The organism is Streptomyces sp. NPDC087420, from assembly GCF_044744165.1.
Classification (GTDB): domain Bacteria; phylum Actinomycetota; class Actinomycetes; order Streptomycetales; family Streptomycetaceae; genus Streptomyces.
Genome location: NZ_JBIUXU010000019.1, coordinates 15,952 through 35,877, shown reverse-complemented (window position 1 = coordinate 35,877; position 19,926 = coordinate 15,952). Strand labels below are relative to the sequence as shown.

The window sequence follows — 19,926 nt, the reverse complement described above, 5'->3', positions numbered from 1 at the left end:
TCACCGGGACGCGCCCGGGTCGAACGGGCCTGTCTCGCGCACCCCGAATCCTTCGACGACGGTCCTGGCGCCGGCCGCAGAGCCCTTCAGGGCGAGCCGGCCGCCCATGAACCGCAGGTCCACGAAGAACCGGGTGGTCGCGCCGGACCGCTTGAGGCCGTGGATGCGCGTGTCGATGTACCCGAGGTCGTTCAGGATTCTCCTGACCCGCGCGGGGGTGGGATCCGCCAGGTCCGAGAGCGCCCGGCCGACGCGCTCCTCGTGGAGGTGCCTCTCGCACCGGTCGACGTCGTTCAACTCCGTTCCCCGCTCCGGCGTGGGAGCGGGAGGAAGGCCGGACGGGGCGTCGCCGACCGGCAGCCTGCCCGGCGGACCGCTCCGCGGCCTGTCTCCCTCGGGGATCGAGTCGTCCCCGGTCGGGCTGTCGAACGTGCACGGCTCCGCGACCGTGGTGAGCATCCTCAGGAAGGCCATCTCCGGATCCGGCCCGGGCGACGGGGCGTCGAGCCGCACCCCGACCGGGCCGGCGGACGCGCCCCGTGAGCCCCCTGCCCCCGGCTTCGCGGTGCCGCACGCGGTCAGCGCCAGCGCGGCGAGGGCGGCGACCGCCAGGACCGTGCCCGCGACGGCGAGCCGCGAACGGCGCGGGGAGGGGGCAATCGAGCTGGTCGGTACGGGAGTTCGCGTCATGTGCCCAGTCTTCGACCGAGCGGCCGCCCGCACATGAGCACGCGTACTCACCGTCCTGAAAGGCTGTCAGGCGGCGACTGCCCGGGGGCTGCCGCACCTGGAATACGCAGCGTCCGGTCACGGGTTGTAGTCACCATGACAGACAAAATCTTCGACCCGTACGAGCTGCTCGCGCAAAGCAGGCTCGGCGTCCTCGCGACGATCAAGTCCGACGGCCGCCCCCAGCTTTCGCCTGTCATGCCGTCATACGATCCGGACACCGGTGTCATCTGGGTGTCCACGACCGAGAAGACCGCCAAGATCGCGAATTTGCGCCGGGATCCGCGGGCCACACTGGAGGTGACCAGCCAGGACGGCTGGGCGTGGGCCACGGTCGAGGGCACCGCCACCCTCGTCGGGCCGGGGAACGACCCGCACGGTCCCGAGGCCGAGGCACTCGTGGACTACTACCGCGTGGCCGCGGGCGAACACCCGGACTGGGACGAGTACCGGTCGGTGATGGTGTCCGACCGGAGGGTTCTGATCACGATGACGGTCGACAAGGTGTACGGCACCCGAATCGGCTGACAGGGCCGGGCCGGCCGGGCGGAGAACCGTCCGGCCGGCCCACCCCCGGCGCGCATGACGCGGAGGACTCAGGCGATGACGAGGTCGACTTCCACATTGCCGCGGGTCGCGTTGGAGTACGGGCACACGTGGTGCGCCGCGTCCACCAGCTGACGCTGCTGCTCGGGGTCGAGGCCGGGGAGGTGGATCTCCAGGCGGACCGCGATGCCGAAGCGTTGTTCTCGATCGGGCCGAAGGAGACGGAGGCGTCGATCGACACGTCCTGCGGCACCTTGATCTTCAGCTTGCCGCCGACAGCCTTCAACGCGCGACGTTCGACGGGGTCCCCGACGATGTCGCCCCCGGCGTGCTGGAGCCGAAGATGAGCGCCGTCGCCTACCGCGCGACGACCCGCGACGCCTGGCACGCGCGCTCGCCGCGTTGTCGGGAGACCCGAGTACATCCAGTACACGGGTCCCCCTCCGCCTTGGCGGGCCTGATGACGCGGGAGCGCAACGCGGACGACGAGCGCTCCGTGACCGTCCGCCCCACCGCGGACGGCAACGCCCTGCGTGAGCAGGTACGGCAGGTGCCGGCCCAGATCATGGCGGCCACCGGCCTGGGCCCGGACGAGGCGGCGGACCTGCGGAACCGGCTCCGTACCCTCACCGAGTCACTGGACACCGCGGCGCGCGCACACGGCACACCGGACTGACGCCCAGGACCCGGCGGGGCGGCGGGGAGAGGCGGCTCAGCGGTTGTCGTGGAGTTCCTGATGCATCTGCGGCTGGTTGTCCTGGTCATGCGTCAGCGCGAACTTCTGCACGCCGTTGTACCCCCGGGACGCGATGCCGAGAACCTCCTTGTACGGGTTGACACCCACGGCCTTCTTGGCGCCGCCGCCCAGAAGGCCGCCGCCCACCGTGCTGACCAGACCGTGCCCCGCCGACAGCGGCTCCGCGGCCACGCCGAGAACGCTCTTGGGCAGGCCGGCCATGTCGGCGTACTTGTCGGTGAGGGCGTGGCGGACCATCGCGAAAAACGCGTCGTGCACCCCCGGAGGGTAGAACTTCTTGTAGAAGTCGACGGCCTGCGCGGTCATGAAGACGCCGTCGTCGGTCCTCTTCCACTCCTTGTCCCGTTCCTGGTTCCACAACGCCTCGACCTGCTCCGCGTCCTTCGGCAGCAACCACTTCTCGGCCGTGCCGAGGTAGTGGTTGACGTAGTGCCAGGCGCACATGAACCCGTTGGCGTCGTCCTTCGACACGTCAACGCCCAAGCGCTTCATCGCTTGCAGGATCTGGGTGGAGAAGACGCAGGCCGCGCCGGTGGTGTACTTCTGCGAGACCGGCTCTCCCCACGTGGCGTAGTCCCACTCGCCGCTCTTCCTGTGCAACTGCCGTACGGAGGCGTGCACCAGCCGCACCTTGGTGACGTTCGCCGCGAGCGTTCCGTCCCTCATCGCGTCCTTGTCGCCCATGTCGAGGAACAGCCGAGAGGACTGCGAGAGGCGCCGCCCGGGCCCTTCGACACCGCCGAGGCGGCCGGTGGAGCGCAGGGTGAAGGCGCCGGCGGGGGAGAGGTACGTACCGATCAGGCCCACCGTCCCCTGGAGCATGCTGACTTCGCCGTGGTGGTGGGCGAAGAAGCTCTCCGCCGCCTTGACGTCCGCCTCGGACCAGTCCGGCGGCGGGGCCGCGGCCTCCTTGAGGAACTCGGCCAGCCTCGGGGGGAGCGGGGAGAGATCCTGCCCCGGCTTGAGCGTTCCGACGGTACGGAAAAGGGCGTTGACCCCGTCGATCTCCTTGTTGTCGATCAGGTCGGACACCAGTGTGTCGGCTTTGGGATCACCGACCTTGTTCGCCGCTTCCAGTTCCGCGGCGATCGTCGCCGTTGTCAGTGCCACAGCAGGGCTCACATTCAGGGTGCGGGGCGTGCGCCGCACCGGTCACCCGAGTCGACCCGGATCAGCGGGCGGCGACCCGGCACGGACCACCGGGCACCAGCATGCTCGCGCCGGCGGCGGCAGCCCCATAACCCCCACCGGCGAAGGAATCGTTTCCCTCTCACCCGAACGGCCGCCCCGCCTTCTGGCGGCGAGGGCCGGGTGGTCTCAGGAGCCGGCCGACCTCCGGGTCCAGGAGTCGGTGGCGTCCTGGGCGGTCGGGTACGTGGTGAGGACCGGTTCGAGCCCGACGAGGCGGAGGATGCGGGCGACATGGTGGGGGACGGCCGCGAGGGCGAGGGTGGCCCGGGCGGCCAGGGCGTGGTTGCGGGCGGCGATGAGGACGGTGATGCCGCTGGAGTCGCAGAAGGTCAGGCCGCCGAGATCGACCAGCAACTGCTGTCCCGGTTCCAGGTCCAGGGTGAAGAGGAGATCGCGGACCGGCGGGGCGGAGTCGTACGCGAGGTCGCCGGCGAGTTCGAGGACCGGACCGGCCGTGGAGCTGTGGGTGTGGACGCTGAGCGGGTTCACCGGGCGTCCCCGGTACGAGGCAGGGGCACGCTGATGGCCAGGAGGGCGGTGTCGTCGTCCAGACCCTCGCCGAAGGAGTCGAGGAGAGAGGTCAGGTGCGCGATGGCGGCGGGCGCGGTGGTGGGTGCCAGGTCCTGGGCGAGGTCGAGCAGCGCGTCGTCGCCGAAGCGTTCGCCGTCCTCGGGAGTGTGGGCCTCGGTCAGGCCGTCGGTGTACAGGAGGAGGGTGTCCCCCGCCCCCAGACGCACGGTGGTGGTGGTGAAGTGGGCGTCGGGGATGACGCCGATGAGCTGCCCTCCGGGGGTGGGCAGGTAGTCGGCGGACCCGTCCGCGCGCATCAGCAGGGCGGGCGGATGTCCGCCGCCCGCGAGCGTGACGTGGAAGCCGCCCTCGTCGCCGTCCGGGGTGAGGACCCCGAAGATGGCGGTGCAGAACCGCGGGTCGTGCCCCTGGTACTCATGGTTGAGGACGGTGTTGAGGTTGGCGAGCACGGTGGTGGGGGCCGGGTCGTAGACGGCCGCGGCGCGCAGGGTGTAGCGGGCCAGGGAGGTGACGGCCGCCGCCGCGGCGCCTTTGCCGCAGACGTCACCGAGGAACAGGCCCCACGTTCCCGGGGTCAGGCCGAACAGGTCGTAGAAGTCACCGCCGACCAGGTCGGCGGAGGCGATGCGGTAGTGCGCGGCGACCTCCAGGCCGGGCACCGGAGGCAGCGCCGGCGGCAGCAGCGTCTGCTGGAGCGTCGCGTTCAGGCGTTGGAGCCGTTCGCGTTCCTGGTCGGACTCACGGCGGGCCCGCAGCAGTTCCATCTCGTACGCCCGGCGGTCACGCGCGTCGAAGACCGTGGTGCGGATGAGCAGCGGCTGCCCGTCCGCGCTGTTCTTCACCGTGGAGGTGACCAGGACCGGGAGGCGGCTGCCGTCGGCGGCCTTGAGTTCCAGCGCGATTCCGCTGATCTCGCCCTGCATGCGCAGCAGCGGGGCGAAGTGGGTCTCGTGGTAGAGCCGGCCGCCGACGGTCAGGAGGTCGGCGAAGCGTCTGCGTTCCACGAGATCCTCGCGGCGGTAGCCGAGCCACCCCAGCAGAGTGCCGTTGATCTTGGCGATCTGGCCGTCCAGGAGGGTGGAGAGATAGCCGCACGGGGCGTTCTCGTACAGGTCCTCCGCACTGTCCTCCAGCAGGGACGCGAACAGGGCCCGCCCGTTCCCGCTGTTCGGCCTGTCCCCGTCACCGTCCCCGTCCTCCTCCTCGCCGGCCCCGGACTCGGGCACACCGGGCGCGGGGTCTCCCGTCGCGCACATCATCGGACGTCCCGCACAAACGCGGTGATGGCCGCGGCGGTGGCCTCCGGGGCGCTCAACTGGGGGCAGTGACCGGTCGCCTCCAGCGTGACCAGCCGGCTCCCCTTGATCTGCGCCTGGACGAAGGCTCCTACACCGGTCGGGGCGATCGCGTCGTCGGAGCATTCCGCCACCAAGGTGGGGACGCTCACTCCCGGCAGGTCGCCCCGGTTGTCGGAGCGGAACGTCGTGTGGGCGAACGCGCGCGCGATCGCCGGATCCGTACGGCAGAAGCTGTTCGTCAGCTCCTCGCCCAGCTCGGGACGCTCCGGATTGCCCATGATCACCGGTGCCATCGCCCCCGACCAGCCCAGATAGTTGCTGTCGAGAGACTCCAGCAGCTCGTCGATGTCCTCGGCGCTGAATCCGCCCCGGTACTCGCCGTCATCGAGGTAGCAGGGCGAGGGAGTGAGGAGGACCAGCTTCTCGAAGTGCTCCGGCTCCCGGTTCGCGGCCAGTACCCCGATCATGGAACTGACCGAGTGCCCGACGAACGTGAGCGGTCCCAGACCGAGTTCGCGGCAGATCTCCAGAACATCCGTCGCATACCCGTCCAAAGAGGAGTACCGCTCGGTGTTCCAGGCGGCCAGATCCGATCGGCCGGCCCCGACGTGGTCGAAGAGGACCAGACGGAAATTCTCCGCGAGAGCCGGCACCACCAGACGCCACATGTTCTGGTCGCACCCGAATCCGTGCGCCAGCATCACCACCGGCCCGTCCTCCCGGCCGGTCACCACGACGCGGTTCCTGCTTCGAATATCCATTTGACACCCTCGTACTTACCGGAATACCAGCGGAGTTCGCACGTCGCGCCGCTTCGTCACTATTCAGGCCGGGGCACAATGACCGCCCCGCCTTTCTTACGTTCTGCCCGGCCGCTCTGTCCAGCCCGCGAAGAGCTCAGGACTCACGTCACACGTGGCTCGCGTCACACGTGGGCGGGGCCCCGGCATCTTTGACGGGGCCCCACCCACACGGTGCGAGAAACGCTGTCTACCAGCGGTACCAGCGGCCTCGCTTGCCGCCGCCGGCCGCGGGCCGGACCACAAATCCGAGCACCCAGACGACCAGCACGATGATGGCGATCCACCACAGAATCTTGAGTGCGAAACCCGCGCCGAAAAGAATCAGGGCGAGCAGAAGAACGAGTAGCAGGGGAACCATGATTATCAACCTCCAGGACAGCGTGTGCCCCCGGACGATCACTCCACACCTACGGATCTCACGTCATTCCTCCGGCGCGCGGAGTTGTCGCCGGGGTGTGTCCGGCAGGAGGAAAGAATCAGGGATTCGACTCATCGCCTGTCACGTCCTCGGTTGCGATTCCGAAACGAAAGCATCACGGCGAGGCGGCTCCCGGGCGGGCCCTTTCCCCGCGCGGGGCCGGGTGCCCCGGGCCGGGCGCGGGGAGGCGGGGGCGACCGAGGGGAAAGGGGAGGTCCGACGGCGCGTCGGGCATACTCGGGCCCTGCGGGGCACGTCAGCGCCCGCGAGCAGCGGGAGGTGCGCGATGGTGTCGCCGTCGAAGTCGGAACCCCGAAGGGTGACGATCCATGATGTCGCCCGCTCGGCCGGAGTGTCCCGCCAGACCGTGTCCCGGGCGCTGAACGACAAGGCGGAGATCGACGGCTCCACGAAGCAGCGTGTCCTGGACGCGGCACGTGAACTGGGCTACCGGCCGAGCCGGTTCGCGCGCGGTCTGGTCCGGCAGGACACCACCACCATCGGCCTGGTGATCCCGGACCTGCTCAACCCGTTCTTCACAGAGGTCGCCGCCGCGGCCCTGGAGGCGGCACGGGCCCGTGGCTGGCACGTGGTCGTATACGACACCGCCGACCGGGCCGAGGAGGAACTGGGCACGCTCCAGGTGATCGGCTCGCAGGTGGACGCGGTGGTCGGCTACTTCAGCTGCTCCGAGGGCGACCTCGACCGGTTCACCCGGGGCATGCCGATGGTCCTCATCGGCCGTGAGCCCCGGATGGGACGGTTCAGCTCGATACGGATCGACGGCGAGGCCGGCGTCCACGCCGCGATCGCGCACCTCGTCGCCCGGGGCCACACGCGGATCGGCATGCTCGACCACGACAACCGCGCCGAGCCCAGCATCCGGCGTGTCTGGTTCACCTCGGCCGCCGTCGCCCACGGCGTCGACCCCGGCCTGGTGGCCGGGGCGGCCCAGTCGGCCGACGGCGGGGGACTCGGCCTCAACGCCCTTCTCACCGCCCACCCCGAGGTCACCGCGCTCTTCACCTTCAACGACATCGTCGCCATCGGAGCCCTGCGCGAAGCGCGCCGGATGGGCAGGAGCGTCCCCCGGGATCTCGCGGTCATCGGCTTCGACGGCCTCCAGCTCGGCGCGCTCGTCGAACCTCCGCTCACCAGCGTCGCGCTCGACACACGCCGGCTCGGCGCCCTCGCGATCGACCAGGTCGGACGCCTGTTGACCGGTGTCGACCCCCTGGAGGCCGACGAACTCGTCGTCCGGGCCGAGCTGAGACCGGGCGGCTCCGCTTAACCTGCCGGACTTGTACTTGACCCGAATGTCTTGACATACATCCGGACCGGAGCGCAAACTTCCGGAAAATTCACGGACTTCCGTGAACGTTCACGTGAGCGCTCACGCGAACTGGATGTGCCACTCCCGCAACGTCGTTCGACGCTTGGTCCGACGCCGTCGCGCCGGTGACCACACCCACGCATTCCAACCAGAAGGCATCCCGTGCCTTGAGGTGTCAACGTCGACGCGTCCAGCGCTGGAGCTGGACACTCTGGAAGGAAATCATGAGAAACACCGCCTCGCGCGTCCGCCTCGCCGCCGTCGCAGCGGCAGCGAGCATCGCCGTGCTCGCCGGCTGTTCGTCCTCCGATCAGCCGGACAGCTCCTCCGCCGCCACCTCCTGCGAGCCGGCGAAGGGGAAGGTCACCCTCCAGTACTGGAACACCGTTCCCGGCATGGACGAGGTTGTCGCTCTGTGGAACAAGCAGAACCCTGACATCCAGGTTCAGACGAAGAACATCTCCAACGACCAGTACGGCACCATCAGCAACGCCCTCAAGGCGGGCAAGGCGCCGGACCTCGCCCAGGTCGGCTATGACGAGCTGCCCAACCTGCGGACCCAGAACGCCTTCGTGGACGCGTCGGCCTGCTCCGAGGCCACCGCCGCCAAGTCGAAGTTCGTCCCCTGGACGTGGTCGCAGACCAGCTTCGCGGGCACCGGCGTTTTCGCCCTCCCGCAGGACACCGGCCCCATGGCCCTCTACGTGCGCAGCGACATCTTCAAGCAGCACGGCCTCGCGATACCGAAGACCTGGGACGAGTACGCGGCCGAGGCGAAGAAGCTGCACGCCGCCGACCCCAAGCTCACCATGACGTTCTTCGACCCGAACAATGCCGAGTGGTTCAACGGCCTGCTCTGGCAGAACAGCGCGGAGATGTACTCGTACTCCGGCGACAAGTGGCACGTCACCGTCGAGTCCCCGCAGAGCAAGCAGGTCGCCGACTACTGGCAGAAGATGATCGACGACAAGCTCGTGCGCACCGACCTCGCCAACGGCTCGACCCAGATGTACGCGGCGTACCAGCAGAACCAGATCGCCAGCTACGTCGGCGCAGCCTGGGGCTACAGCATGTTCCGCGACAACCTGCCCAAGCAGTCGGGCAAGTGGACGATCGTCCCGATGCCGACCTGGGGCACCAGCGCCGCGTCCGGCGACTGGGGCGGCTCCACCGTCGCGTTCATGAAGGGCAGCAAGCACCTGTACGAGTCGGTCAAGTTCAACACCTGGCTGAACACCGACCCGGAAGCCCTCGCGCTGGAGAACAAGCTCGGCGGCCTCTATTCGGCGTCCCCCGTCGGCACCGGCCTGCCCCAGCTCTCCAAGGGCGTGCCCTACTACAACAACCAGAAGATCTTCGACGTCTTCGCCGAGTCGTCCAAGAACATCGACACCAGCTTCACCTGGGGCCCCACCCAGAAGACGGTCAACCTGAGCCTCCAGGACGCGATGGCCAAGGCCGCCGCCGGCCAGGGCACCCTCGCCGACGCGCTCAAGACCGCCCAGGCGACCGCGCTCAAATCGATGAAGGACCTGGCCATCCCCGCCCAGGCAGGCAAGTGACCACAGCATGACCGACACCGAAACCCGCGTGATACGCGTGGTGGCGGCGCCCCGAGGCTCCCGCCGCCGTCTCAACGGCGGCGGGCCCCGGGCGGGCGTCATCACCGCGTTCCTGACCCCGTTCTTCCTCCCGTTCGTGCTCTTCTACCTGGTGCCGGTCGGGTACGCGATCTGGCAGAGCTTCCGGGTCGTGCGCCGCTCCGGCGGCCAGTACGGCACCTCGTACACGACGTTCGGCGGTTTCCAGCAGTACGCACACGTCTTTGAGAACACCGAGTTCTGGTCCAGCATCGGGCGCATCGGGCTCTTCGGCATCGTGCAGGTGCCGGTCATGCTGTTCGTCGCCCTGATCATGGCGCTGCTCCTCGACACTCCGCTACTGAAGCTCAAGTCGTTCTTCCGCATCGCGGTGTTCATGCCGTACGCGGTACCCGGCGTCATCGCCGCGATCATGTGGTCGTACCTCTACTCGCCGCAGCTCAGCCCCGTGGTCGACCTGCTGAACGGCATCGGGCTCCACCCCGACTTCCTCGGACCGGGCGCCGTCCTGTGGTCGGCGGCGAACATCTCCACCTGGCTGTGGACCGGCTACAACATGCTGATCATGTACTCGGCACTGCAATCGATCCCGCAGGAGCTGTACGAGGCGGCCAAGCTCGACGGCGCGAGCAACTGGGCCATCGCCTGGCAGATCAAGGTCCCCATGATCGCCCCGTCGATCGTCCTCACCACGGTGTTCTCGATCATCGGCACACTCCAGCTCTACGCCGAGCCGGCCGTGCTGCGCCAGATCTCCTCGAACATCTCCAGCACCTACACCCCGAACATGCTCGCCTACGCGGTGGCCTCGGGGAACAACTACCAGCAGGCGGCGGCGATCTCCGTGGTCATCGCCCTCATCACCTTCGTCTTGAGCTTCGGGTTCATGCGGCTGACGTCGAAGAGGGCCGGACTGTGAACAACCTGATCGTGAGTGACAAACCCACCGTCCGTGAGAGCAGGGCCAGTCGTACGGCGGTCATGGCCGTGATGGTCCTCCTGACCATCTACTTCCTGCTGCCGGTCTACTTCCTGATCGTCGCGGCGACCAAACCGCAAGGAGACCTCGCCTCCACCAACGGCCTGGCGTTCTCCCACTTCAACCTGTTCAGCAACCTGCACACCCTGTTCACCCGCAGCGACGGCATCTTCCTCCAGTGGGCCCTGAACAGTGTGATCTACGCGGTGCTCGGCGCGGCCGTCGGCACACTGGTCTCCGCGCTGTGCGGCTACGCGCTCGCCAAGTTCCATTTCCGGGGGCGGGAGTTCCTCTTCTCCGTCATCCTCGGCGGCGTCCTGGTCCCCACGACCGCGCTCGCGCTCCCGCTGTTCCTGCTGTTCTCGGCGACCGGGATCGTCAATACCTACTGGGCGGTGTTCCTGCCGAGCATCGTCAGCCCGTTCGGCGTCTACCTGGCCCGGATCTTCGCCTCCGCCGCCGTACCCCAGGAACTCCTGGAGTCGGCGCGCCTCGACGGCGCGGGAGAGTTCCGGACGTTCTTCTCCGTGGCCTCCAGGCTGATGGCACCGTCCCTGGTGACGATCTTCCTCTTCCAGTTCGTCGCCATCTGGAACAACTTCTTCCTGCCGATGGTGATGCTCCAGAAGGAGTCGCTCTTCCCGGTCACCCTCGGCCTCTACACGTGGAACGGCCAGACGGCCAGGGCCCCGCTCCTCCAGCAGTCCGTGATCACCGGCTCGCTGGTCTCGATCGTGCCCGTGATCATCGTCTTCATCCTCCTCCAGAGGTTCTGGCGCACCGGGCTCGCCACCGGCTCACTGAAGTGACGCCGTAGCCCGACGTCCCGCAGCTCCGCCCCAGCCTCTCTCCGCACCCGCCGACAGAAGGTCCCTGACCCATGCAGAATTCCGCCGTCTTCGTGCCCCATTTCCACTGGGACCGGGAATGGTACGAGCCCTTCCAGGTGTTCCGGCACCGGCTCGTGGCCGCTCTCGACACCGTGCTGGAGACGGCCGAGGCGAACCCGGACTTCCGGTTCACCGTCGACGGGCAGATGGCCGCGATCGAGGACTACCTGGAGATGCGGCCCGAGAACAGGGACCGGCTCGCGGCCCTGGTCTCCGGCGGCCGGCTCGCCATCGGCCCGTGGCTCATCCTCCTCGACGAGTTCCTCTGCTCCGGCGAGACCGTCGTACGCAATCTCCGGATGGGATGGGCGGCCGCGGCGGAACTCGGCGGGTCGATGCCCATCGGGTACCTGCCGGACATGTTCGGCCACATCGCGCAGATGCCGCAGATCCTGGCCCGCGCCGGAATCGAGCACGCCGCGCTGTGGCGCGGTGTTCCCGGCTCCGTCGAGGGCCACGCCTTCCGCTGGCGCGCCCCCGACGGCTCCGAGGTGCGCACCGAGTTCCTCTTCGACGGGTACGACAACGGCCTCGACGTCCTGCTGGTGCCCGACGAGATCGGCCGGGCGCTGGGCCAGTACGCGGAGATGACCGCCGACCGCTGGGGCAACGACCCGGTGCTCGCGATGGCCGGCACCGACCACAACGCGCCCGACCCGCGGCTCGCGGCCTGGCTGCGCCGCGCGTCGAGCGACGAGCGCGCCATCACCATCGCGACGCTCGACGAGTACATCCGTTCGCACGTACGCGACGAGGTCTCCACCGTCGTCACCGGCGAACTCCGCAGCCACGTACGGGGCAACATCCTTCCGGGTGTGCTCTCCGTACGGCTCGGGCTCAAGCAGCGCATGGCCGTGGCCGAGCGCACCATCGACCACGCCGAGCGGATGAACGCCCTGTGGTCCCGCCGCGACGACACGCCGTTCCTCTCACTCGCCTGGCACAAGATCATCGAGTCGGCCGCACACGACTCGGTCGTCGGCTCCGGCACCGACGAGACCTGCGACCAGGTGGACGCGCGGCTCGCCGAGGCCGCGCAGGCCGCGCGGGCCGTAAGGGACGCTGCCCTCGCCGAGGCCGCCGCCCTGGTGCCGAGCGACGGTCACCTGGTCGCCAACCCGCTGCCGTTCGCGCGTACGGCGGCGGTCGAGGTGGACGTTGTCGCCCCGCCCGAGGGGCGTGGGCTGGCCGCGACCGCTGCCGACGGCTCCGTACGCCCCGTGCAGCTGATCTCCCAGGCGCCGACCGTGCTCAGCGACGAGCGCATGGATGCCTCCCAGCTCGAACGTGTGCTGCGGCGCATCCACCGCCGCGAACTGTTCGGCCGGCTGATCGACACGTACGAACTCACCCCGGGATCCCTGGTCTTCCACCTCGCCGAGGTGCCGAGCAGCGGACCCTTCGACCTGATGATCCTGCGCGGGAAGGTCGCCGAGGCGGCCGCCGCGCACCCGGGGGAGTGGCGGGTCCTGACGCTGGAGGAGGCCCGCGCGACCGCGCTCGCGCTGGTCGACGTTCCCGCCTCCGGGCTCGCGAGCTTCCGGGTCGGACCCACCGACCGGACGCCCGCGCTGCCAGCGGCGCTCGTCCCCGCGACCGCGACGGACCGCACCCTGTCGAACGGACTGGTCGACGTCGCCGTCGCCGCCGACGGCACCCTCGACGTGACCGGGGCCGACGGCTCCGTCCTGCGCGGCGTCGGCCGCCTGGTCGACGGCGGTGACCGGGGCGACAGCTACAACTACGGGCCGCCCGCCCGGGACGTGCTCGTCTCGGAGCCGGCCGAGGTCGCCGTCGAGGTCCTGGAGAACGGCCCGCTGCGGTCGAGGACCCGGGTCACCCGCGTCTACGAATGGCCCGCCGCGCTCTCCTCCGACCGCGACGTGCGCGGTGCCGAGACCGTACCGACCCCGGTGGAGACGCTGGTGGAGGTACGGGCGGGTGAGCCGTTCGTACGGGTCTCCACCTCGTTCCTGAACCGCTCCGCCGACCACCGGCTGCGCTTCCACGTACCGCTGCCGGAACCGGTGACCGGGTCCGCCTCCGCCGGGCAGTTCGCCGTCACCGCGCGCGGACTCACCGCCGAGGGAGGCTGGGGCGAATACCCCATCCCGACCTTCCCCGCCGACTCGTTCGTATCGGCCGGCGCCGCACACGTCCTGCTCGACCATTCCTCCGAGTACGAAGTGGTCGGCGACGGCTCCGAACTCGCCGTCACCCTCCTGCGCGCGATCGGCTCGATCAGCGTCAACATCCATCCGTTCCGCGACGAGCCCGCCGCGACCGAGATCGCCGCACCGGGCGCGCAGGACCTCGGCATGCGCGTCGAGAACCGCTTCGCCGTCCTGCCCCCGGCGGCCGGCTGGCAGCAGGCGAACGCGGTCGGCCTCGCGGAACTCTTCCGCAACGACGTGCTCGTCACCCGCGGTACCGCGCCCGCCGGCGACCGGCTGCCCCCCGACGCGGCCGGGATCCGGGTCGACGGTGCGGACGTCTTCGTGTCGGCCGTCCGCCGCGTCACCACCGAGGGCGGTGGCACCGGGACCGAGATACGGCTGGTCGCGATGAGCGGCACCGGAGCCGACGCCCGTGTGACCGGCGCGTTCACCGAGGCCACCACCGTCGACCTGCTCGGCCGGCCCCTGTCCACCACACCGGCCGCCGACGGGCTCGACCTCGCCCTCGGCCCGTGGGAGATCCGCACGGTTGTCGTCCGGTAGACCTCCGTAACCGCACAAAAAGGGGCGCACCGCCGGTCGTGCGCCCGGAGTCCACCGGGCCCCGGGCGCCGCGACCGGCGGACGCCGCCAACCGACCTTCCGCCATCGAGAAAGTTGTGACCTCGTGCCCTCCCCCCATTCCGGGTATGTATCGGACACCGCGCCAGGGCGCGGCGCGCTGCGTCCGGCGCGCTCGTGGCTCCACTCCGACGCCCCCTCCCTCTCCCTGAACGGACCGTGGCGGTTCCGGCTGTCGCCCACGGCGTCCGCGGCGGAGGACTTCGCGGCCGAAGGCTTCGACGACCACGGCTGGGACAGCATCCCGGTGCCCTCCCACTGGGTGCTCCAGGGCGACGGGGCGTACGGCCGGCCCATCTACACGAACGTGCAGTTCCCGTTCCCGATCGACCCGCCGCACGTCCCGGACGAGAACCCCACCGGCGACTACCGCCGCCACATCGAGATCCCCGCCGCGTGGACGGACGCCGAGCGGGTGGTCCTCCGGTTCGACGGCGTCGAGTCGCTCTTCCGGCTCTGGGTGAACGGCGAGGAGATCGGTGGCGCAAGTGGCAGCCGGCTCGCCCACGAATTCGACGTGACCTCGTCCGTACGCCCGGGCGACAACGTCGTCGCGGTGCGCGTGCACCAGTGGTCGGCGGCCAGCTATGTCGAGGACCAGGACCAGTGGTGGCTGCCGGGCATCTTCCGCGACGTCACGCTGATCGCCCGCCCGGTCGGCGGCGTCGAGGACGTCTGGCTGCGTACCGGCTTCGGCGACGGGCACGGCCGGATCGAACCGGAGATCACCGCCGACGCGGCGGCCTTCCCCGTCACCCTCCGGCTCCCGGAACTCGGCGTCGAGCGGGTCTGGGCGACCCCGGCCGACGTGATCCCGCTCGACCTCGACGCCGTGGAGCCCTGGTCGGCAGAGCGACCGCGCCTGTACGACGTCACCGTGTCGACCGCCGCGGAGAGCGTCGCCCTGCGGATCGGGTTCCGTACGGTCGAGATCCGCGGCGACCGGTTCCTCGTCAACGGCCGTCGCGTCGTCTTCCACGGGATGAACCGCCACGAGACGCACCCCGAGCGCGGCCGCGTCTTCGACGAGGAGCACGCCCGCGAGGACCTGGCCCGGATGAAGCGCTTCAACGTGAACGCGATCCGCACCAGCCACTACCCGCCGCACCCCCGGCTGCTCGACCTGGCCGACGAGCTCGGGTTCTGGGTCGTCCTCGAATGCGACCTGGAGACCCACGGCTTCGACCAGACCGGCTGGACCGGCAATCCGAGCGACGACCCGGCGTGGCGCGAGGCGTACCTCGACCGCATTCGGCGCACGGTCGAACGGGACAAGAACCACTCCAGTGTCGTGATCTGGTCCCTGGGCAACGAAGCCGGGACGGGCAGCAACCTCGCCGCGATGTCGGCGTGGGTCCACGCCCGCGACGCCGGACGGCCCGTCCACTACGAGGGCGACCACACCGGCGAATACACCGACCTCTACTCACGCATGTACTCCTCGGTGCCGGAGACCGAGCAGATCGGCACCGACGGCTCACGCGCCCCGCTGCTGGACTGCACTCCCGCGCAGGGCGCCCGGCAGCGCACCAAGCCGTTCCTGCTCTGCGAGTACGCGCACGCGATGGGCAACGGACCGGGAGGGCTCGACCAGTACGAGGCGCTGACGCACCGGCACCCGCGCCTGCACGGCGGCTTCGTCTGGGAATGGCGCGACCACGGAATCGCGACGACCGCCCCGGACGGCACGCCGTACTTCGCGTACGGCGGCGACTTCGGCGAGGTCGTCCACGACGGCAACTTCGTGATGGACGGCATGCTGCTCAGCGACGACGTCCCCACCCCCAGCCTCTACGAGTTCAAGGCCGTCGTGCAGCCGATCCGCTTCACCTTCGGCGCCGACGGCGCGTCCGGCCACGCGGCCGACCACGTGGAGATCACCAACCTGCGCCACTCCGCCGACACGTCCGACCTGCGGTTCTCCTGGCGCGTCGAACACGACGGAACGTCCGCCGCCTCCGGACACCTGGAGACGCCCGTGATCCCGGCCGGCGGATCGGCGCGCGTACTCCTCCCCGCGGTCCCGGTGTCGCACGACGCGGAAACCTGGCTCACCCTCGACGCGGCCCTGGCGACCAAAACCGCCTGGGCGAGCGAGGGGCACGTGCTCGCGACCGCACAACTGGACCGCTCGGCCCCCCGCCCCGCACCCGCGGTCCGGCCCCGCACCGATTGGCGGCCGAGCGGCGGGACACTGACACTGGGCATCGCCGAGTTCACCGGCGGCTCCCTCACACGACTCGCCGGGCGCCCGGTGACGGGCCCGCGGCTGGAACTGTTCCGCGCCCCGACCGACAACGACGAAGGCACCTCCGGGGAGATCGAGGAGAGCGACGCGAGCGTCTCCGGAATCTCCAACGCGGCGCTGTGGCGCGGCCATGGACTCGACCGTCTCACCACACGACGCGTCGGCGTGGAACGTACCCCGGACGCCCTGCGCACCCTGGACAAGGTCTCCGCGGCGAACTCCGCCCTGTGGGTGATGGTGGAATCCGTCTGGTCCCTGGAGGACGGTGAAGTCGAACTGCGCGTGGAAACCAGCCCGTCGAGCGGCTGGCCCACGGTCTGGCCGCGCGTCGGCATACGCTTCGACCTGCCCGACGAGTCGGCTCCCGTCGACGGCGCCGACTGGTTCGGCCTCGGCCCGCGGGAGTCCTACCCCGACAGCGTGCGCGCGGCCAGGACCGGACGCTTCTCCTTCCCCCTGCGCGACCTCTCCGTCGAGTACGCCCGCCCCCAGGAGACCGGGCACCGGTCCGCACTGCGCCAGTTGACCCTGACGAGCGACGACACCGGCGTCATGCGCGTCACCGCCCTCCCCGACACCCGGGGCCGCCGCCCCGGCTTCACCCTCAGCCGCCACACCCCCCAGCAGATCACCCGGGCGGCCCACCCCTACGAGCTCCCGGAGTCGTCGACGACGTACCTGATCATCGACGCCGCCCAACACGGCCTAGGCTCCCGCGCCTGCGGACCGGACGTATGGCCCGAATTCGCCCTGCGCCCCGAGTCCCGCACGATCAGACTGCGCGTCGAGGCGATCTGACGGGCTCTCATCCCTGACACCGCCGGGCCCTGTCACGATCGCCGGGGCCCGGCGTGTGTCGATTCGGTTGCGGGACGCGGCCATGCCGACGCCGGCCGACGAGTGCGTCGTTGGACCGGGCATGGAGATGTCCGGTCTGTCTGCCGGGGGAGAGGGTTCGGGCGCCGCGCTGTTGGGCGCGTACTGGATGGAGCCCTCGGCCGGCCAGCGTTCCCGTTCCGGCTGCCGTTTCTGCGGCAAGCGCAGCTGCCCGCGAAGTACGGCCGCACCGCCCGCGTCCCGCGGCTCACGGGCGACCGGAAGGACTCGCGCCAGAGCGGCGGCCACGGCACGGACGCTGATGCTCGCGGGCGCCGTCCTGACCATCGTCGCCGCGATGATCATGGTGATCCTGGACTGACCCGATATAGGACACGACCTGGCCTAGTTCCCCTTTAGCGTTGGCCGAGTCAGCCACTCCCACCGCGAGCGCAGGAGCACCCGATGAGTCAGGTCACCCAGAACCAGCCGCTGGGCACCCCCACCTGGATCGATCTCGCGGTGGCGGATCTGGAGGGCGCGAAAGCGTTCTACGGGGCGGTGTTCGGCTGGGACTTCACCTCCGGCGACCTCGGCACCGACTGCCTGGTGCGCGGTCTGCCGGTCGCCGGTCTGCGCCAGGTCGCCGACCGGGCGGACACGAGCGACAGCTGGACCGTCCATCTCGCCACCGACAACTGCGACAGCACCGCCCGTCGTATCGCGGACGCCGGGGGCAAACTGATCAGAGCTCCGCACGAAGTCGGCGACCTGGGGCGGGCGGCCGCCGCCGTCGATCCCACCGGCGCGCGGTTCGGGCTCTGGCAGGGCCGCACCCACCTGGGCTGCCGTCTGGTCAACGAGCCCGACACCCTGGTCCGCAACGACCTCGTGACCGCCGACCCGGGCCCCGCCCGTACCTTCTACACCACCGTCTTCGACTTCACACTGGACGGCAACGAGGACCTTCCCGGTGTTGACTTCACCTTCCTGCGCCGGCCGGACGGCCACGAGATCGGCGGGATCCTCGGCCTGGACACCGCTCCGGCCCCGGTCTGGGCGACCACCTTCGAGGTGGCGGACACCGACGTGACCGTGGCACGGGCCAGGTCGGCCGGAGGCACTTCCACCACCCCGGAGGACACCGCGTACGGCCGGTCGGCCACCCTGACCGACCCGTACAGAACACGGTTCTCCGTGATCGCCCGGTACGGGGCCGCGGACTCCTCGGCCCCGTAGGCCGTCGCCTCCCCGTCCCGGCCACTACGTCAGGCGGTGGCCGCCACGTACGGGAAGAACGGTGTCGGAAGGGCGTCGACGGAGTCCTTGGTCAGGCCGATACTCAGAGCGCTGTCGGTGGCGAGGGAGAACATGACCTCGCCCGCGTTGTCGTTCAGCGCCCGGCCGTTGAACGCCGCGAAACCGAACACCGCGGGAGTGCCGATCGTGTACGGGAGGATGTCCGGGAGGATTCGCTCCGCGACCTCCAGGCCGTAACCGTGTGGATCCGACGTGGTGCCGCGGGTGCCGACAACAGCGGCGACCCGGTCGGTGATCTCCGTGCCGAACGTGTGGATGTCGTCGGCGGGAGGAGTCCGGTTCAGTTTCTCCGCCAGCTCGTCGTCGAACTGCGCGAAGATCGGCGAGACCATCGGGATGCCGCACCGGTTGATACGGTGCCAGCCGCCGGCGTCGGTGGCCAGCGCGGTGACCCCCCAGACGCCGATGTCCCTGTTGCGTGTGAAGGGCAGCAGGTCGTCGTCCGGTACTTCGAGCACGATGGACCGTACCTTCATCCCGGAGAACAGGCTGGTCACCTCGTCGGTCGCCTCTCCGGAGTCCGGCGCGGGCAGCTCGACGTCGGTGCCGTGCTGGAAGGCCTGGCCGACCGCTTCCACCACGTCCGGATTCATCCAGAAGGGGTCACCGGCCCGACCGGTCCACAGCCGCACACCGCTCCCGGTGCGGAGGGTCCGCCCCGTCGCGCCGGCGAGGAGCACCGTGCCTTCCGCCGCGTCGTCGGCCGCCTCCGCTCCGACGAGGCGGCACAGCTCGACGGCCTGTGAACCGTCCGCGTCCGTCGCTCCGAAACGGAGGCGGAAGGACACGTCCTCGACGGCGTCACCCGTACTGTCGATCTTGAATTCGTACCGGGCCTCCGGGTGGAAGCCTTTGGGCACGTCCGGGCCCGCGGCATCGGAGCAGACGTTCATCGCGAGGACAGTGCCGCGGTCGCCCCGGAACACGTAGAGGTCCGAGATGTTCAACCGGGCATCAGCCCTGGCGGCGGGCGAATCGAGGTGGTGAGACATCGCACTCACTCCAAACACCGCGCCGAGGCGCGTGGAGAACACGCGGACCGGCACGCAATCGCCATGTTCGTGGGCCACCTCGGGGGCGACTTCCCCAAGGGTTACTTTTCCCCCCAAATCAGACTACCTCGCCTGCGTACGCGCAGCCGCGTGGAGACGGATCACCCGTCGGGCCGGGCAGCGGGAACGCGCGCTGGGCCACTCGCCTCAGTGCTGGACCAAGCCGCCGACCGGGACGGCGGCGGCATGGCCGGTCGGCGGAAGGGTCCGCGCCAGGGCGAGGCCGACATCGACCAGCGACGACCGGCGCAGGCGTACGACCTCCGGGACCGGAGTCCAGACCGACCCGGTGGTCTCGCCATTCGGTTCGGGCCGCAGCCGGCCGCCGGTGATACGGACCCGGTAGAAGACGCCGACGTTCTGGTGCGCGATCCCCGCTCGCGCGACGGCCGCCGGGATCACCCTGGAGTCCACGCCCAGCAGGCGTTCGACCACCGCCTCGCAGCCGGTCTCCTCGGCGACCTCCCGGATCACGGCGTCGAACGGGTCCTCCGCGTGCTCGACCTTGCCGCCCGGAAGGCTCCAGTTCCCCGATGAGTGATGGACGAGCAGCACCCGGCCGTCCTGGACACACACGGCGTACGCCGCCAGCCGGAAACTCATCCCCGCACGCTAC

19 protein-coding genes are annotated in these 19,926 nt (G+C 70.0%); 11 read left to right on the top strand and 8 right to left on the bottom strand.

Annotation, left to right across the window (positions count from 1 at the left end; genetic code table 11):
* A complete protein-coding gene (locus ACIO1C_RS32720) occupies positions 1 to 690 on the bottom strand; it encodes a hypothetical protein (RefSeq protein ID WP_401870540.1) in 690 nt (229 codons plus the stop codon).
* Between the two features lie 135 nt (positions 691 to 825).
* On the opposite strand from ACIO1C_RS32720, the gene ACIO1C_RS32715 reads away from it, so the two are divergent.
* From ACIO1C_RS32715 to ACIO1C_RS32705, 3 genes are all read left to right on the top strand, one after another.
* Complete coding sequence (locus ACIO1C_RS32715) at positions 826 to 1,257, top strand: PPOX class F420-dependent oxidoreductase (protein WP_401870538.1); 432 nt, start codon at positions 826 to 828, stop codon at positions 1,255 to 1,257.
* A 128-nt stretch (positions 1,258 to 1,385) separates the two neighbouring features.
* A complete protein-coding gene (locus ACIO1C_RS32710) occupies positions 1,386 to 1,622 on the top strand; it encodes a hypothetical protein (protein ID WP_401870536.1) in 237 nt (78 codons plus the stop codon).
* 113 nt (positions 1,623 to 1,735) lie between these two features.
* Entirely contained in the window at positions 1,736 to 1,951 is a 216-nt protein-coding gene (locus tag ACIO1C_RS32705; protein ID WP_401870533.1) for a hypothetical protein, read from the top strand.
* A 36-nt stretch (positions 1,952 to 1,987) separates the two neighbouring features.
* Here ACIO1C_RS32705 and ACIO1C_RS32700 read toward each other — a convergent pair whose 3' ends face one another.
* From ACIO1C_RS32700 to ACIO1C_RS32680, 5 genes are all read right to left on the bottom strand, one after another.
* Entirely contained in the window at positions 1,988 to 3,142 is a 1,155-nt protein-coding gene (locus tag ACIO1C_RS32700; protein ID WP_401870530.1) for an oxygenase MpaB family protein, read from the bottom strand.
* Between the two features lie 207 nt (positions 3,143 to 3,349).
* The gene (locus ACIO1C_RS32695) at positions 3,350 to 3,712 is read right to left on the bottom strand and encodes an STAS domain-containing protein (protein WP_401870527.1); all 363 of its coding nucleotides are present in this window, start codon (positions 3,710 to 3,712) and stop codon (positions 3,350 to 3,352) included.
* A complete protein-coding gene (locus ACIO1C_RS32690; protein WP_401870733.1) occupies positions 3,709 to 5,010 on the bottom strand; it encodes a PP2C family protein-serine/threonine phosphatase in 1,302 nt (433 codons plus the stop codon). The genes ACIO1C_RS32695 and ACIO1C_RS32690 overlap by 4 nt, the downstream gene beginning before the upstream one ends.
* Positions 5,010 to 5,813, bottom strand: a complete 804-nt coding sequence (locus ACIO1C_RS32685; protein WP_401870525.1) for an alpha/beta fold hydrolase — start codon at positions 5,811 to 5,813, stop codon at positions 5,010 to 5,012. The genes ACIO1C_RS32690 and ACIO1C_RS32685 overlap by 1 nt, the downstream gene beginning before the upstream one ends.
* 229 nt (positions 5,814 to 6,042) lie before the next feature.
* The gene (locus ACIO1C_RS32680) at positions 6,043 to 6,213 is read right to left on the bottom strand and encodes a hydrophobic protein (protein WP_327232600.1); all 171 of its coding nucleotides are present in this window, start codon (positions 6,211 to 6,213) and stop codon (positions 6,043 to 6,045) included.
* Between the two features lie 346 nt (positions 6,214 to 6,559).
* Between ACIO1C_RS32680 and ACIO1C_RS32675 the strand changes: the two genes are divergently transcribed.
* From ACIO1C_RS32675 to ACIO1C_RS32640, 8 genes are all read left to right on the top strand, one after another.
* The gene (locus ACIO1C_RS32675; protein ID WP_401870523.1) at positions 6,560 to 7,564 is read left to right on the top strand and encodes a LacI family DNA-binding transcriptional regulator; all 1,005 of its coding nucleotides are present in this window, start codon (positions 6,560 to 6,562) and stop codon (positions 7,562 to 7,564) included.
* A gap of 266 nt (positions 7,565 to 7,830) precedes the next feature.
* Complete coding sequence (locus ACIO1C_RS32670) at positions 7,831 to 9,168, top strand: ABC transporter substrate-binding protein (protein ID WP_401870520.1); 1,338 nt, start codon at positions 7,831 to 7,833, stop codon at positions 9,166 to 9,168.
* Positions 9,169 to 9,175: 7 nt separating this feature from the next.
* A complete protein-coding gene (locus ACIO1C_RS32665) occupies positions 9,176 to 10,126 on the top strand; it encodes a carbohydrate ABC transporter permease (RefSeq protein ID WP_401870517.1) in 951 nt (316 codons plus the stop codon).
* Between the two features lie 62 nt (positions 10,127 to 10,188).
* The gene (locus ACIO1C_RS32660) at positions 10,189 to 10,995 is read left to right on the top strand and encodes a carbohydrate ABC transporter permease (RefSeq protein WP_401870730.1); all 807 of its coding nucleotides are present in this window, start codon (positions 10,189 to 10,191) and stop codon (positions 10,993 to 10,995) included.
* A gap of 71 nt (positions 10,996 to 11,066) precedes the next feature.
* Positions 11,067 to 13,796 carry an alpha-mannosidase gene (locus ACIO1C_RS32655; RefSeq protein WP_401870514.1) on the top strand — a complete coding sequence of 910 codons (2,730 nt, stop codon included), beginning with the start codon at positions 11,067 to 11,069 and terminating at the stop codon, positions 13,794 to 13,796.
* A gap of 124 nt (positions 13,797 to 13,920) precedes the next feature.
* Positions 13,921 to 16,920, top strand: coding sequence for a glycoside hydrolase family 2 TIM barrel-domain containing protein (locus ACIO1C_RS32650; RefSeq protein WP_401870511.1), 3,000 nt, complete (start codon positions 13,921 to 13,923; stop codon positions 16,918 to 16,920).
* Between the two features lie 127 nt (positions 16,921 to 17,047).
* Positions 17,048 to 17,320 (top strand): hypothetical protein, encoded by a 273-nt coding sequence (locus tag ACIO1C_RS32645; RefSeq protein ID WP_401870508.1) that lies wholly within the window; start codon positions 17,048 to 17,050, stop codon positions 17,318 to 17,320.
* An 83-nt stretch (positions 17,321 to 17,403) separates the two neighbouring features.
* A complete protein-coding gene (locus ACIO1C_RS32640) occupies positions 17,404 to 18,177 on the top strand; it encodes a VOC family protein (RefSeq protein ID WP_401870505.1) in 774 nt (257 codons plus the stop codon).
* Between the two features lie 29 nt (positions 18,178 to 18,206).
* On the opposite strand, the gene ACIO1C_RS32635 is transcribed toward ACIO1C_RS32640, so the two are convergent.
* Positions 18,207 to 19,250 (bottom strand): DUF4331 family protein, encoded by a 1,044-nt coding sequence (locus ACIO1C_RS32635; protein ID WP_401870502.1) that lies wholly within the window; start codon positions 19,248 to 19,250, stop codon positions 18,207 to 18,209.
* A gap of 207 nt (positions 19,251 to 19,457) precedes the next feature.
* Positions 19,458 to 19,913 carry an NUDIX hydrolase gene (locus tag ACIO1C_RS32630; RefSeq protein ID WP_401870499.1) on the bottom strand — a complete coding sequence of 152 codons (456 nt, stop codon included), beginning with the start codon at positions 19,911 to 19,913 and terminating at the stop codon, positions 19,458 to 19,460.
* Positions 19,914 to 19,926 lie beyond the last annotated feature (13 nt).

What these genes read in the sequence shown, in the direction of transcription:
- ACIO1C_RS32720 (WP_401870540.1), bottom strand. Translation starts at nt 690, where the DNA reads ATGACGCGAACTCCCGTACCGACCAGCTCGATTGCCCCCTCCCCGCGC.
- ACIO1C_RS32715 (WP_401870538.1), top strand. Translation starts at nt 826, where the DNA reads ATGACAGACAAAATCTTCGACCCGTACGAGCTGCTCGCGCAAAGCAGG.
- ACIO1C_RS32705 (WP_401870533.1), top strand. Translation starts at nt 1,736, where the DNA reads ATGACGCGGGAGCGCAACGCGGACGACGAGCGCTCCGTGACCGTCCGC.
- ACIO1C_RS32690 (WP_401870733.1), bottom strand. Translation starts at nt 5,010, where the DNA reads ATGTGCGCGACGGGAGACCCCGCGCCCGGTGTGCCCGAGTCCGGGGCC.
- ACIO1C_RS32685 (WP_401870525.1), bottom strand. Translation starts at nt 5,813, where the DNA reads ATGGATATTCGAAGCAGGAACCGCGTCGTGGTGACCGGCCGGGAGGAC.
- ACIO1C_RS32680 (WP_327232600.1), bottom strand. Translation starts at nt 6,213, where the DNA reads ATGGTTCCCCTGCTACTCGTTCTTCTGCTCGCCCTGATTCTTTTCGGC.
- ACIO1C_RS32675 (WP_401870523.1), top strand. Translation starts at nt 6,560, where the DNA reads ATGGTGTCGCCGTCGAAGTCGGAACCCCGAAGGGTGACGATCCATGAT.
- ACIO1C_RS32670 (WP_401870520.1), top strand. Translation starts at nt 7,831, where the DNA reads ATGAGAAACACCGCCTCGCGCGTCCGCCTCGCCGCCGTCGCAGCGGCA.
- ACIO1C_RS32665 (WP_401870517.1), top strand. Translation starts at nt 9,176, where the DNA reads ATGACCGACACCGAAACCCGCGTGATACGCGTGGTGGCGGCGCCCCGA.
- ACIO1C_RS32660 (WP_401870730.1), top strand. Translation starts at nt 10,189, where the DNA reads ATGGCCGTGATGGTCCTCCTGACCATCTACTTCCTGCTGCCGGTCTAC.
- ACIO1C_RS32655 (WP_401870514.1), top strand. Translation starts at nt 11,067, where the DNA reads ATGCAGAATTCCGCCGTCTTCGTGCCCCATTTCCACTGGGACCGGGAA.
- ACIO1C_RS32645 (WP_401870508.1), top strand. Translation starts at nt 17,048, where the DNA reads ATGTCCGGTCTGTCTGCCGGGGGAGAGGGTTCGGGCGCCGCGCTGTTG.
- ACIO1C_RS32640 (WP_401870505.1), top strand. Translation starts at nt 17,404, where the DNA reads ATGAGTCAGGTCACCCAGAACCAGCCGCTGGGCACCCCCACCTGGATC.
- ACIO1C_RS32635 (WP_401870502.1), bottom strand. Translation starts at nt 19,250, where the DNA reads ATGTCTCACCACCTCGATTCGCCCGCCGCCAGGGCTGATGCCCGGTTG.
- ACIO1C_RS32630 (WP_401870499.1), bottom strand. Translation starts at nt 19,913, where the DNA reads ATGAGTTTCCGGCTGGCGGCGTACGCCGTGTGTGTCCAGGACGGCCGG.